Origin of the sequence: Brevibacillus brevis NBRC 100599 (assembly GCF_000010165.1) — a bacterium.
Taxonomy (GTDB): domain Bacteria; phylum Bacillota; class Bacilli; order Brevibacillales; family Brevibacillaceae; genus Brevibacillus; species Brevibacillus brevis_D.
On record NC_012491.1, the window covers coordinates 5,700,882 to 5,715,781 of the forward strand.

General features: G+C 44.3%; 10 protein-coding genes and 1 riboswitch. Of the genes, 3 read left to right on the forward strand and 7 right to left on the reverse strand.

Annotated elements, in window-relative coordinates; genetic code table 11:
* Positions 1–4: 4 nt before the first annotated feature.
* The 7 genes from BBR47_RS27035 to BBR47_RS27065 all read right to left on the reverse strand — a co-directional run bounded on the left by BBR47_RS27035 (position 5) and on the right by BBR47_RS27065 (position 9,589).
* Entirely contained in the window at positions 5–1,147 is a 1,143-nt protein-coding gene (locus BBR47_RS27035; RefSeq protein WP_015893576.1) for a sensor histidine kinase, read from the reverse strand.
* On the reverse strand, positions 1,144–2,160 hold the full coding sequence (locus tag BBR47_RS27040; protein WP_041749686.1) for a polysaccharide deacetylase family protein: 1,017 nt from the start codon (positions 2,158–2,160) through the stop codon (positions 1,144–1,146). The genes BBR47_RS27035 and BBR47_RS27040 overlap by 4 nt, the downstream gene beginning before the upstream one ends.
* A 148-nt stretch (positions 2,161–2,308) precedes the next feature.
* Complete coding sequence (gene metK, locus BBR47_RS27045) at positions 2,309–3,514, reverse strand: methionine adenosyltransferase (RefSeq protein WP_015893578.1); 1,206 nt, start codon at positions 3,512–3,514, stop codon at positions 2,309–2,311.
* Positions 3,515–3,647: 133 nt separating this feature from the next.
* Positions 3,648–3,749, reverse strand: a riboswitch (SAM riboswitch).
* Between the two features lie 61 nt (positions 3,750–3,810).
* Positions 3,811–6,387: a S8 family peptidase gene (locus tag BBR47_RS27050; protein WP_041749687.1), complete on the reverse strand. Its 2,577-nt coding sequence runs from the start codon at positions 6,385–6,387 to the stop codon at positions 3,811–3,813.
* A 179-nt stretch (positions 6,388–6,566) separates the two neighbouring features.
* The gene (locus BBR47_RS27055; RefSeq protein ID WP_015893580.1) at positions 6,567–7,562 is read right to left on the reverse strand and encodes an SLAP domain-containing protein; all 996 of its coding nucleotides are present in this window, start codon (positions 7,560–7,562) and stop codon (positions 6,567–6,569) included.
* A 40-nt stretch (positions 7,563–7,602) separates the two neighbouring features.
* Entirely contained in the window at positions 7,603–8,550 is a 948-nt protein-coding gene (locus BBR47_RS27060; protein WP_015893581.1) for an SLAP domain-containing protein, read from the reverse strand.
* Between the two features lie 91 nt (positions 8,551–8,641).
* The gene (locus BBR47_RS27065; protein ID WP_015893582.1) at positions 8,642–9,589 is read right to left on the reverse strand and encodes an accessory Sec system S-layer assembly protein; all 948 of its coding nucleotides are present in this window, start codon (positions 9,587–9,589) and stop codon (positions 8,642–8,644) included.
* Positions 9,590–10,831: 1,242 nt separating this feature from the next.
* On the opposite strand from BBR47_RS27065, the gene BBR47_RS27070 reads away from it, so the two are divergent.
* The 3 genes from BBR47_RS27070 (at position 10,832) to BBR47_RS27080 (ending at position 14,707) form a co-directional block, all read left to right on the forward strand.
* Positions 10,832–12,646, forward strand: coding sequence for an Ig-like domain-containing protein (locus tag BBR47_RS27070; RefSeq protein WP_015893584.1), 1,815 nt, complete (start codon positions 10,832–10,834; stop codon positions 12,644–12,646).
* A gap of 331 nt (positions 12,647–12,977) precedes the next feature.
* Positions 12,978–13,841 (forward strand): tyrosine-type recombinase/integrase, encoded by an 864-nt coding sequence (locus BBR47_RS27075; protein ID WP_041749688.1) that lies wholly within the window; start codon positions 12,978–12,980, stop codon positions 13,839–13,841.
* A gap of 56 nt (positions 13,842–13,897) precedes the next feature.
* Complete coding sequence (locus BBR47_RS27080) at positions 13,898–14,707, forward strand: hypothetical protein (protein WP_041749689.1); 810 nt, start codon at positions 13,898–13,900, stop codon at positions 14,705–14,707.
* Positions 14,708–14,900: the final 193 nt, after the last annotated feature.

Here is a 14,900-nt window from a genome sequence, read left to right on the forward strand (position 1 = left end):
CACGTCACAATTTTATCGGTATTTGGAATATAACCTTGGTTCCCTCTCCCGGAGCGGATTGCAGCTCGACACTGCCCTCTAAGAGCTGTACACGCTCACGCATTCCCAAGAGTCCAAAAGAGTTGCCATTCGCCATGCGTTTTTCCAGATCGAATCCGACCCCATCGTCTTTGACGACAAGGCTTAACGAATCTTGTACAAATTCCAGCTTCACTTGTACGGTCGTAGCGCCTGCGTGCTTCTCCACATTGTTCAGGCATTCCTGAACTAACCGGAAGATCGCCGCCTTTACTGAACTGCGCAAAGGAGGCTCCACACCGAATACTACCAGATCGATGGAAGACTGAATTCGCTCTTCGCATGTTTGAATATATTTTTGCAAGGTAGGTACTAGCCCTAAGTCATCTAATGCCATCGGACGCAAATCAAAAATAATACGTCGAACATCCGCCAAGCTCAAGCGTACCATTTCCTTCAGCTCGTGGAGTTCCATTTGCGCTTCCAAAATGCGTTCGTTCTTCAGCATGCGTTCTACTATTTCCGAACGCAGCACGACATTCGCCATCGATTGAGCTGGCCCGTCGTGAATCTCGCGCGCGACACGCTTGCGCTCTTCTTCCTGAGCCTGGATTACCTTTAAGCCCATCAACTGATGCTGCTTAGCCGATTCCAGTGCCTCGCCTATCTTGCTTAAGTCACCCGTCAAGTAACCAAGCACGACGCCCATTTGAGAAACCAGCTTTTCTGCTCGGACGATCGTTTCTTCCAAAGTACGCAGTTGACGCTCCAAATCATTTCTTCTGCGCTTCAAATTGTTTTCCCGCTCGCGGTAAATGGACAGTTCTACCTGAATACGGCTCGCCTCTTCATACGCAACCCGAATGTCTTCCTCCGTGTACATATGAAAATTGCGACTGACCAAGACGAGCTTGTTGCGTGATTTGCGATATGCAAGTTCAAGCGCATCGACTTTTTGAATCACTTTGGAAATCTCTTGTCGAAGTTCATGTAATTCAAACTTCAATGAGTTGCCATGCTGTCTGGCGTTTTCAGCTATATCAAATATTTGGGTTTTACTCGTTTCTACGGTTTCAATCGTTCGTTTGATCACCCCGTCCAGCACGCTGATGTCTATCGCTTTGTTCATGATTGCTCTCCTTCAAACTCATTTTTAGCCTTCGTGAACAACTGTTGGAGGTGCTCTTCTTTTACGTCTCGCAGTCCCATGTCATTGCGTGGAATGGCAAATGGATCTGTTCCCTGTTTTACGAATCCACGATTAGATGTAAACACATAGCGGTAGCCAGCTTCACGAGCTGTCTCCAGTACGATTGGACTTGTGTATCCAAATGGCAACGAGATGACTTCGATCTCTTGCTTCATCCAATCGCTTAAGCTGACGCGAGATATACGAAAATCCACAAAGAGGCGGTCCCTGTACTCTTTTTCGTCCTCTAAACGATGCAAGTCCTTCAGATAGACCGGAGCTGTTTCTGGGCCAAGATCGCCCCACTCATTTCTTTCTTCCTCTTCATGCAGACTGTACGTATGAGACCCGATTGTAACCAGTCCCGATTGAATCATTTCATTAACTTGTTGACGCGTAAGTGGTGGCGTCATATTCTCCCGTTTTCGGTCAGCTACATCTCTTAAGCGCCCCGCAATCGCGAAGTTCACTGAAGGGTAGCCGTATGTACGTAAGATCGGAAATGCTTCTTTGTAGTAACTCTCATACCCGTCGTCAAACGTAATCAAAACAGCATTCTCAGTCGGTAAGGTACCTGTCTCCATAAATCGCAGGAACTCCTCCAGCGAAATCGGATTCAGGCCATTATCATGCAAAAATTTCATGTGTCGGGCAAATTGATCAGGAGCTATGACATACCGCTGATTCGATTGATCCGTGACATGATGGTACGTCAAAACAACAACCTGATTGTTATACCACTTTTTCGTTTGAACCACTGCTTCTTCTGTTGGTGTGACGTTTGGCTCAGCATTTTTTGTCTCACTTATGCTTATAGACGTATCCACTTGGGGAAAAGGTTGCACTTCTTGTTTATTCTTTTTTTCCAGAAAAGATTCGCCTAAGAACCCAATAGCCACTATAAAAAACAAAAAAGTAAGAAACACGATCAGGAAGAGCCTTCTGTTCGGCAAAAAAACCCCTCCTCTACTTCCTCACTAGGAGATTCGACACAGTCATACAAATTCCTGTGCAACAATTGACCCAATAATTGGATGACTCTGCTCCTAAAAGAAAAAGAGCCCAGTAGCAACACCAGGCTCTTTTTATGTCTTTCGAATATTAGAGTTGAGCAGCCTCTTGCTTCAGAACTTCTGCTTTGTCTGTTTGCTCCCAAGGAACATTCAGGTCATTGCGTCCGAAGTGGCCATATGCAGCTGTTTGTTTGTAGATAGGACGACGCAGGTCGAGCTGCTTGATGATACCAGCAGGACGCAGGTCGAAGTGTTTGCGAACCAATTTCACCAGAGCTTCTTCGGAAATGGTACCTGTGCCGAATGTATCGACTGCGATGGAAACTGGTTGTGCTACACCAATTGCGTAAGCAACTTGTACTTCGCATTTGTCTGCGAGGCCAGCAGCCACGATATTTTTCGCTACATAACGAGCCGCGTAAGCACCGGAACGGTCAACTTTCGTCGGATCTTTACCGGAGAACGCGCCACCGCCATGACGAGCATAACCGCCGTAAGTATCTACGATGATTTTGCGGCCAGTCAAGCCGGCATCCCCTTGTGGTCCGCCAATTACGAAACGGCCAGTTGGGTTGATGAAGTATTTGGTTTCAGCGTCCAACAGTTCAGCTGGAACAACTGGTTTGATTACGTGTTCAACCAGATCTTGCTTGATTTGCTCCAAAGTTGTTTCAGGAGCATGTTGGGTAGAAATAACGATTGTATCGATACGAACTGGTTTGTCGCCATCGTACTCAACGGTTACTTGTGTTTTTCCGTCAGGACGGAGGTAAGCAAGTGTTCCGTTTTTACGTACTTCAGTCAGACGACGAGCCAATTGGTGAGACATGCTGATTGGAAGTGGCATCAGTTCAGGTGTTTCATTGCAAGCAAAACCAAACATCAAACCTTGGTCACCAGCACCAATTGCTTCGATCTCAGCATCAGTCATTTTGCCTTCACGTGCTTCCAATGCTTGGTCTACACCAAGTGCAATGTCAGCGGACTGCTCGCCAATTGCAGTAATAACACCGCAAGTGTCAGCGTCAAAACCGAATTTCGCACGGTCATAGCCGATTTCACGAATGGTTTCACGAACGAGCTTTTGGATATCCACATAAGTGTTTGTAGTGATTTCACCTGCTACGAGAACCAAACCAGTAGTTACGGAAGTTTCGCAAGCTACGCGAGCATTTGGATCTTTGGACAGGATCGCATCCAAGATGGAGTCGGAAATTTGGTCACAAATTTTATCCGGATGTCCTTCAGTTACAGATTCGGATGTAAACAGACGACGACCTTTTTGCAAAGCCATGAGAAAATACCTCCTTTGACCTCATACAAATAGTGTGGTAGCCGAGTTAGGATTTTATCTACGTAAACGCAAATAAAAAACCTTTTCCAATTTTTAGGAGGAAAAGGTTTGAGCGTTTTTTGCTTCCTTCATCCTCTTATCGGCCAGAACAGATGTCCGTTCTGCTGGTTAGCACCGCTCTAGCTCGGTTGCCGGGCTTCATAGGGCCAGTCCCTCCGCCTGCTCTGGATAAGAGTATCCATTACGGATAATAGAATAATTGTTTTTTTCAGAGATGTCAATAGGAAAAATTTTACTTATAATTGATAGGCTTTTGAAAGTACCACCACTACCTCGGCGCGAGTTGCTCTTCCATTCGGTTTAAAGGAAGAACCGTACCCATTAACCCAATTTCTCGATGTCAAAGCCTCGATGGCAGGAGAAGCCCAGTGACTCGTTGGCACATCCCGATAATTCGAGGTACCGTGATTATACATCAACACATTACGTGCCCGGGCGATCATTACGGCCATCTCTGCACGCGATATCGGCTGATCCGGCTTCATTTCATTCTTCGGGTACCCTTTCAAAATTCCCAATTGATAAGCTACACCTAGGTTGTGATACGCCCAGTGCCGCTTTGGCATATCCCTGAAGGTCGTTTTTCCTGTATAGGTAGTCGCTACCTTAGAACCGGTCGCACGCATCGATTTAAGCAGCATCGTCGCAAACTCTGCACGGGTCACTGCCTGATTCGGCTTGAACAACGCATCATTAAACCCATTTACAATATCGCGAGAGCTGAGTCTGACGATCTCTGAGCGCGCCCAGTGGTCCGAAATATCGCGATAACCCGCTATCAATTTCTGCTGCGTCACCGTGAGTCGGTACGATTCATATTTGAACGAAGTACCACTATTAAGGCGTACATAATATTTTCCTGGCTGCAAACGCAAACCGATAATATCATTTCCTCGCTTAGACAGCTCCGCTACCTCATTCGTCGAAGCAAGCGCATAGTTCATGTTTCGATCACTATAGAGCGCGAAACGAAAGCCGCTATCGACAGGAATGTACGGCGCTCGGAACGTCACATACGATTCACTATTCACAGTAAATTGGAACCAGTCGGAATCGGTAGCTGTCGGTATCGTGCCTGACATCACTGTCCCACCGCTTAACGGAGACGCTGTTTGATAGGTGTCATTCGGCTCATTAAAATCTTTTTTTACTGGCGTGTATCCCAGATCCAGCTGATATTCGCCATTCACTGCATTGCGATTGTACTCACTCACACGGATGTAATACTTGCCTGGTGACACTTCTTTTTGGACGCGCTCTGTCGGATTGTCTTTTGTTCCATTATCGTAGGTAGGGTCCCAGACAACCATCTTTTTTCCGAGCTCTTGTTTACCGATACTCAGCAATAGATCGACACGCTTGTTATCAGGACTAACAGCGACATCCAAATGCCCGTATTCACGAACATAGTAGGAGAACCAATCCTGATCCCCTTCATCGTGAAAATTGCCTGTTACACTGATTTCGTTGCCTACGAGTGGCCTTGCCGTCTCTTGCGTATCGTTCGGTTCGTTACGGTCCGGATTGATGGTAAACTTACTCGTCAGCACGTAGGTAAAAGCGTTGTTGACCCCTCCGTTACGCATTAACCGGATATTCATATTCCCCGCTTTGACCGGGACAGTAATCGTATCTCCATTCCCAAAGTACTGCGTAATCGGCGGACGATTCTCTGGGTAAAAGGTAGCTGCCATCGCGGAAGAAACACCGGATGTCACTGACGCTGTGAAGCTGACCTTCCCATCGTAAGGGATGTCCATCTTCAGCCAGTCTATCGTGTCTTTTGGTCCTAAATTTCCACGTATCTGAGACTCGATCGGGAACGCTTTTGCCGAGTATGTCTGATTATTCGGCTCTAAAAAGTCATAGGATAAGGACGTTCTAACTGCCTTGTCGACATTTAGCAACCCGTAGCCCGTTTTCCGGTCCCATCCCTTTTCCCCTAAGTCCGTAGCCGTTTGATAAAGCAATTGTCTTACATCAAATGGACTTAGTTTGGGATGACGAGCTAGTATGAGAGCCGCTGCACCCGCTACTTGTGGTGCGGCTGCTGAAGTACCGCTAAAGGAACCGTATCTCCCCCCTAGCTTGGTCGTATAAACATTGAAACCGGGCGCTACCAGGTTAAGCTCAGGTCCCGTATTGCTTTGATACAGCACTTCATTGTTACTCCTTACAGCCCCTACCGCTACCACCGTGGGATAAGCTGCCGGATAAGCCACTCGGCTACTCTCATTGCCACTAGCTGCAATCAGAACCGCTCCGCTTCTTTCCGCTCGTTGCACAGCATTCGCCAGTTCCTTGGAGTAGGACATACTGCTGAGCGACATCACGATGACTTTGGCACCACGATCCAAGGCAGTATTGATACCCTTAGCAAGAGTCTGCACCGTAGTATCTCCATTTTTGGCCAAAACTTTAATCGGCAAAATCTTGGCATTCCACAAGACACCGGATACACCAATGCTGTTATTCCCGCTAGCAGCCAGTACACCAGTTACCTCTGTTCCATGTCCGTTATCGTCTTGGGCCGATCCCCCGGGATTGACCAGATTCACACCCGGCAAAAGGTTATCCTTCAAATCAGGATGCTTATAATCCGCACCAGAGTCTAGCACCGCGATGATAATCTGTTCATTACTATTTACGACTGCCCAAGCCTGTTGAGCTCTAATCTGACTCAAGTGAAGCTGGTTACTTAAATAGTAGTCATTCGAGGCTGGTGGTGCTGCAGCATAAATTGTTTGGTTGTTTGCCATCAATAGTGCGACACTTATCGCAGTCGCTACTGACATGTTCACTGATTTTTTCATGTAAAACAGTCCTTCCTTCTCTCCCCTGCAAAATCAGCAGTCTAAAAGGAATTCAGGTATTTATCTTCTTGTCCTAGCATAGCGGATGAAAAGGGAGACATGCAACCCTGATTAGCCAATATTTGGAACGTTAGAAAAGAACAAAACCCTTTTCACCATGGGCAAAAAGGGTTTTCTCCTTACTGTAACAAACCTTTATTGTCTTCCACTTCAGGTGCTACCTGAGCTTTTTCTTTTTTTCTTTGCTGAGCTTTTGGAATAAAAGCAGTAACTTCCGCCAGATTTACCTCTTCCTTTTTAATGGAGGAGAACGGAATATCAAATACCCATACACGATGGCTATTTGCTTCTACCTTCATGTTTTCCAGGGTAAAGTGTACGCGTGCTACGGTATCGCCATCCTTATCATGAACGATAATCGGCACTTCAGTAAACTCCAGACGTTTTGCCAGACCGTTACGGAAAGCAACGATGACTTTCAGGCCGTTATCTTCACCTGGCTTTATGTCGAGGACTTGCAAATCTACTTCTCCCTCTGCAATCGGAGCCATTTCTGCAGCCTGCTGCATGTATTGCTTCGATTCATCTGCACTCAGACCCAGATTAAAGTTTTGATTCTCTTCTACTTCGTTCTTTTCCGGCTTGATAAAGGCCAGCTTCAATGGAACCTCTTGTTCAGGAATACGGTCGAATTCATCCCAGCGGAACATGAATTCCATTGGACGGCTGGACATTTCCATCACTGGACCAGATGTAATCAGATCAAAAGTCTTTCTCGCGACTTCCTCTCCATCCTCCGTCACCAAAGACAACGGAAGCCTTTGCAGCAAAATGCTGCGGTCAGTCGCATTACGAACGTAGGTAAGAACCAAGAAACCATCATTGGTAACCTGTGTAAAGAAAGGAATGATACCTACTTCGTTACGAACAACCGGAGGCATTTCATCATGCGCGTATTGCAAGAGCTCATGCTCCGCTTCGTCCAATTGATCATCCCACGGACCGTTCAGCACCAAAAACAATTCCTTGGATTCCACACGATTCGCAGATTGCTGCGGATTCTCTAATCCGGATACACCCAAATAAAACTCTCTATGAAGATTCTCATGAATATCTTCGCGTACTTGCTCCAAGCTCTCCTTGGAACCAAACCAATTTTCCAATAACCAACTCATAAGTCAACCTCCTCTTTCCCAACCTCAAAAGTATTGCGCCCTATTCTACCTCAAGCGTCCATCTTTTCAGGTCGGCATCAGGCTTTTTCACTAAATTTGGCGGGAATACAATCATCCATGGACGGCTGTAACCCGGCTTCACATTAATGCTGCTTGCATCGAGTACACCTGTTGCTACCAGATCACCATTAGCATCAGCAATCGTCAGCTTGATTTCATCTGGGCGGTATTCATGGCCCATCCCATTACGGAAGAGCATCGCTGCTACCAAATGTCCTTCCTTTGTCATTCCGATGTCGAATCCAGTAACCTGTACCGTATTAATCGGAATCATTGGCAAAGACTGCGTCAACGCTTCTAAACGATCCTTTTGGCGATCGGTCATGCGGCTTTCCATTTCAGGATCGAGCTCCAGATTACGCGGCCATACATGCGAATTTCTACCAGCCTTCATAACCACTTTCCAGCGGTTAAAGGTGAAGTTTTCATGCAGATAGCTCTCTTCCGGGAACAATACCTCCCACGGACGGCTGGTATGCGGTGGAATTGCGCCCATATCTGACAAATCCACCTTGATCCTTGCAAACGCATTATCATCAAGATAAATCGCTAACCCAACGTTTTTGATCCGCACTGGCTTATTCGTGGAGTTACGGAAGAACATCGCTACCGTCATGCCATTTGGCTGGGGAATCATACTGAAACCCGTTACGCTAATCATGCCTTTACGCATCTCTGGCAATTCTTCTTGCAAAAAGCGAAGCGTATACTTTTTCTCGGAATCCAGCTCGCTCTCCCAAATCGGGCTCAGGGACAATTCCGTACGAATTTTTTCAACTCCACCAACAGACTCTTCCTGTTGCTCGTTGCTTTCCATTTCGACCTCGGTGTTTTTCAATTCAGCGACATCGATAGCAGACTCTTCTTGAATATCTTTTTTCAGATCCTGTTGATCCTTACCTAAAAAATTCTTCATAAAGGAAAACATAGGCTACCTCCTCAAACGTCCGGACACGAACGAAGCTTCTCTTATCATGATAAACTTTTTTGACTAGCCCATGCAAATTTGCTCTCTTGCATTAGGCTCCTTGGGGAACGCTCACTTTCCAACGGGACAAGTCCAGCTCTTCCTTTTGAATGCTCTCGGGTGGGAAAATAAACAGCCACGGCTTGCTCGTATTTGCATTTACAGTCAGGTTTCCTAGTTCAAACAGACCTTCTGCCACTTTATCCCCACTTGCATCATAGAGCGCCAGCGGCAACGTTTCGAAGGACAGCGACTGAGTAGAGCCATTGCGAATCAAAAGCATCACATTCAGAGCACCGATTTCGGTTCTACGAATCTGCACACTCTGTATATTTACTTCTCCCTCTTTTAGAGCGGGGAGGTTCTTCGCTAATTCAATTAAGGACGTTTTTTGTTCATCAGTCAGCGCCTTAATCCAGGATTCTTCCAGCTCCAGCTGCTGTGGAAGGACCATCTTCTTCTGCGCCATCTCAAAGGCAATCTTCCAGTTCACGAGAAGAACTTCAACCTGTAAAAAGTGCTCTCTCGCAAATACAAACGACCACGGTCTTGCAGAACGCGGCGGAATTTCTCCGAGCTCACTCAAATCAAAGGATTGGCGGGTAAACAGCTCCTGATCCCCAAACAGTACCACCAGCGTCATCTCATTCAGGCTGATTGGACGGTCCGTGCTGTTCCGGACGAATGCTACCACTTCAATCCCATCGTCATGCGGAACGAGTGAAGTCCCTGCCAAGGAAATATTTCCTGGTTGCAACGGTTCCAGTTCCTGAGCCATAAAGGAGAGCGAGTATTTCTCTTGCGCCCCCAACTGCTTCTCCCACAATTCATGCAGCGAGAGTGTGGTGATGACGCCAGTTGAATCCTCATGTACCTGTTGCGCTTCCTGATGAGACTGTTCGGTATCAGCAGCGGAAAGGATCGATTCCTCCTGCACCTGCTCCCGCACCTCATTGGTTGTCGGTTTTTTCCCCATTAAATTCTTCAAGAAGGATAACATATCGTCGCTCCCAACTTTTCTCTACATCTATATATAGTAACATTCGTCATCCACTATAGCATAGTGACATCCTTTTGCAACATAGAAAACTTGGCATTCCAAGCAGAAAATAAACGGCTTTTGCAACCTTTTCATTGCCCCATTCGTACTGTTAGTTATGTTAGGATACCCGTACGTAACAGGGGATGTCAAGGAATGGAAGCATAGGCGGTGGGACGAAAATGGAGAACCTGATTTGAGCTCAACCACAAGGACCGTTTCTTAGTCCGTCTATACCGTGCAAACACCTTTGATCGTTCACCGTGTCTCCATCACATATTTAATGAAGAAAAATGTTTTAAGCAATCGTGGCGTTGAAGATTTCATTTTCATGTATAACATTTCCATAATAAGTTAAAGTTTACAACGTTGTTTACTATTGATAAAATGTAAGGGTCTAAACAAATAACTTGGGGAATTTCTTTTTGGCCAACTGTCTTGTGCAGTTGGTTCTTTTTTTGTTCATAGCAAAAGAACCTATCACCAGTGCGATAGGCCCTTGCTTATAAATAAGCTAATTTGGAGTTCTATTCTTCCTGACTCTTCCGCCTACAACTACTTCGATGGTATATTGCCCCCACCCATACCTTCAATTTGATGTACCTTGACTTGGACAAATCGTTTTTTTTCAGTTCCCTCTATTATAGAAGTGATTTGATCAGTAACGTCATCTCCGGCATTGCTTGTATTCGCAAGTGTTGCATCCTTGGTAGTATTTTTCTGTTTCCACTATCGCGATTTTCATATCTCTGTTTTCACCTTGAGCAAAGGTATCGCTTTATGAGTGATAACATCGTTGTTGAATGTGGGTATTTTAGGGAATTTTGTAAATGCATTTTCCGTACCAACCAAAAACCAATACTTATCCTAGACAAAGATAATCTTCTACTATTAGGTTAAAGGACCATTCGTTAATAGAGTGGCCTTCTTTATTTTTACCAGTTTTAATTTGCTTTTTTTTCAAAACTTCAACTTCCAAAGGCAAAACTACACTTCCATATTGTGGGGATTTCCATTACTTAGCAATCAGCTACATCTATATTCCTTTTTTCTACAAATGATGGGTAACATGGACCCTATGAAAATACTGGTAGGCCGTGATTTGATGAAATTGGTAAACAATTAGAAATTATTGTAAGGGTTAGTGCTATTAACGGTACAACTGTTGAAGTTAAATTCAACAAAGAAGTTGATGCTGCATCTTTGTTTGCTGATGACAAGAGCGGTGCATTCGACGCTAACGTTGTAGCTATTAAAACAATTGATAACGTTGAAGCTGGTAACTTGTCCGGTAAATTGAGCGAAGACGGCAAAACTTTGACTGTAACTACAGAAAAAGCAGTTTCCAAGCGTTACAACGTAGTTATCGATGGTATCAAAGCTAAAGATGGCTCTGCTTTCGCTAAATACGATGAAGTTGTAACATTCGCTGCTGACACTACTGCTCCAGCTATCGTTTCCACTGTAAAAGATTCCGCTAGCACTTTCACTGTTACATTCTCTGAGCCACTTAAACAAATCGGTACTGTAACATACAAATATGCTGATGGTACTCCAGTTACAGCTGGTGTTTCCAACAATCATGTCGCTGGTGCTGATAAAGTGACTTTCACTATGACTTCTGAGATCGCAGCTGGCAAAACAGTAGTTGCGACAATCATTGGTGCACAAGACACAGCGGGCAACCTGCTCACTCCAAACCCTGCAACTGTAACTATGGTTAAAGGTGCTTTGGACGGAGTAGCTCCAACAGTTTCTGCAATTACGCAAACAGGAGCAACTACTTTCACTGTTAAGTTCTCCGAGCAACTTGCTGCAAACCCAACAATCTCCATCGAGGGAACAGACGTTGATGCAGCTAACGTGGTTAAAGACGCAACAGATGCTACTCTCTACACTGTAACTGCTCCAGCTGTACTTGATGGTGCTAAAACAGTCACTGTAAAAAAATTCAATGACCTCAGCGGTGAAGTTGGTGCAGACACTAGCAAAGTTGTAGTGTTCACAAAAGATGCAGCAGCTCCGAAAGTTGCTTCTTCTAATGTAGTGGTTGATGCTACTGATAGCAAGCAATATCTGGAACTGACATTTGATAAAGATGTTAAAGTTGCTACTGGTAAAGTAAATGGTACTGGTACTTTCGTAAAAGACCATATCACGAACAAGATCACTGTAGCTACTGATACAGAAGTAAAACAAGATGCAACTAACAAGAAAGTAGTTCGCGTAAACCTGGATGCTCTCTTGGGCGACACAACTACTGATGTTGAGGGTGCTACATACAACCTCGACCTGAAGTTCACTAATGTAACTAGCGCTGCAGATGTAGCTGTAGAAGATGCTAAAGCGACATTTACCCGCGGTAAAGATGGTGTGCCAGCTAGTGATGCAGTTGTGAAAGTAACTGCTGTTGAGCAAGGTACTGATAACAACAAAGTAAACGTTACTTTTGACCAAGCAGTAGACGGAGCTTCTGCTACGAATGCAGCTAACTACAAAATTGACGGCGCTGTTGTTGAATCTGTAACATTGTCGCCAGCAGTAACTGCAAATGGAGCAACTACTCAAGTAGCTGTTCTGAACCTGAAAGCTGGTTCTAACGAATTCACTGGTACTCGTAACATCAACATCTCTAATGTAAAAGCTCTTGGTTCTACTAAAGTGATGGAGCCATTCCACATTAACACAGTCGAACTGAAAGAGAACGTTGCTCCAGTTGTAACTTCTGCTAAGTTGACTGGAACAAAAGAAATCACTTTGACATTCTCTGAAGCTGTTGTGGGTGGAACAGAAGTTGATTTCGAAGTATTGATTGAAGGTAAATCTCAAGCTACTGCTGAGAATGTAGATGCTGCTGTTGATGCAACTGCAACAAATACTGCTAAAGTAACAATTGCAGAAGTTGATGCAGACAAAATCAAAAAAGGTATCTCTCTGAAAGCATTGACTTCGATCGATGTGAAAGATGCTGCAGGAAACGTTTTGTCCGTTCCAGCTAACATCGTTGTTACTCAGTAATCGAAACATTACTTCATAAGCTCTATCAAAAGAGCAAGGGAAGTTGAAAAAGCACCCCATACGCAGAAATGTGTACGGGGTCTTTTTTTGACTGTTATAAAAATATTTGTAATCGGTTGTAAATGTTGGAAGGGACTAACGCAGTCATGCGCTAGACCCTTTCATTTTCGATTGCATGTAGCTGAAAAGTTATAATATTTTCAATGACAAAACACTTTGTTTTATTGTATTTAAAAATCCAAAAAACGGTTATACTTAAAGTATTGTCCTTACCTTACAGGTACTCTTTTTACTTGAGTACACTGGCATTTATGGTGGTGTTTTGAGACAAATGGTCTTAACTCAAGCGATAGATATTTTCTTGCAATACTTGTCTTCAATTGGTCGGAGTGAACAAACGATTACGGGGTATAAAAAGGATTTGTCATACTTCACCCGCTTTCTGGAAAGGAAATACAACTGCGAACCATACATCGACGAAGTATTAGTAACGGATATTGAAGATTTTCTTCTATATCTTAAAACAGAACGTGCCTATGCACCTGCCAGCAGACAACGAAACCTTCATACTTTCCGTTCATTCTTTGCTTATGCTCAGAAAAAAGAATGGGTCTCCCGGAATATTGCATTGTCAGTTGAGAAAATAAAGGTACAGCAAAAAGAAAGAACATATTTGGAAGAAGCAGAAGTAGACGAGTTAGTTAGTGAAATTGATCACCCACTCATTAGACTTGTCGTCATGGTTCTATACATGACTGGTATGCGAATTTCAGAGTGTCTAAACCTGAAAGTCGATGAAGTGAAATGGGATCAACAAGTAATTCATGTGGTGGCGGGTAAGGGAAACAAGGATCGGTTTATTCCCATCTCCCCTCGTTTACTACCGATGTTGAAAGAATATGTACTTCATCATCGACCTGATTCTGATTCCAATCGTTTTTTTTGTACCAAAAAAACGGGTAAACTTTCTCCGGTTTACGTTAATCGCGAAATTACAGAAGCAGTCAAGCGATTAGGCTGGAGCAAGAAAGTAACGGCGCATATCCTCCGCCACAGCTTTGCAAGTCAGTTAGTTAAAAAGGATGTTAATCTGGTACAAATACAAAAACTTCTAGGTCATTCATCTTTGAACGTAACCAGTGTTTATACACACACCAATCTAGATCAGCTGCGAGATGCGATCAGCCATCTGTAGGTGAGTGTATAAAATATCCAAACACTTTAAAAGAGAGATATATAGGAGTGTAGAGAGTGGATATACGGACAGAGAAAAAACCAATCTATGACGAACGAGTCAATGAGATATTACGAGGCATGGTTGAGGGAAAAACGAGAGATGAGATAGCCCAAGAACTGGGACATAAGAATTACAAGACGTTAGATATTTACATGCGTCGTAAGAACTTTATGTGGGATCGTTATAAACAAGCCTATGTACCTATACATACAAGTACAGAGAAGTGGGATCCAAGCAAGGATTTAATGAAGTCCTCAATGGAGTCGACGATTCTCTCGCTCTTTCAGAAAGAAGGAGCAGATGCGAAGACGATTGCCAAACGTATGGGCTTTCAGGATCATCGAGAACTGGCAACATATATGAGGGCAAAAGGATACAAGTGGTGTTCTGATACGAAGAACTATGTGAAGGAATATGGGAAACTTGAGGAACAGGAAAGCAAATATAGCGAGACAGAAATGAAAGTTATGGAGCACTCTCTGGAAGAACAAGAAGGGCCTTCTATAACGAATAGAGTAGGTCATACGCCTTCGAATCAGCTTGATCAGTATCTTTCCCTACTCGAGATGCTAGAGCGCAACAGAGGCCGTCTAATCGATCTCATCGTGCCTGGATCCGAATCAGGTAAAGTTCCGCGATATGCGGTGCCTGGCGTTTTCGTTACGAAGTCCGTCCATATGACAAATACACTAGACCAACTAGTGCGGGAATATAGCAAAGAGAAAAACATTAGCCAGCGAGATATTTTTGCTGTGGCTTTGATTGAGTTTTTCAAGCGGTATGGGTATGAGAGAGAAATTAGTACGTTGATTGGGAAAGTGTAAGGTGTTCTCTTTCGTATAATTGATCCAACATAATGGTTGAACATTACCTCCTAAACCAGTGGCTTACATCAGGTTTGGGAGGTTTTTTTATATGTAAAGATATTAGGTCTACAATGTTCTGGAATGGCTTTGTCCACGGCGCATCTTCAATGGATGCGATCGCTCTCCGCCAGTTTTCCTCTCCATGCCTGTG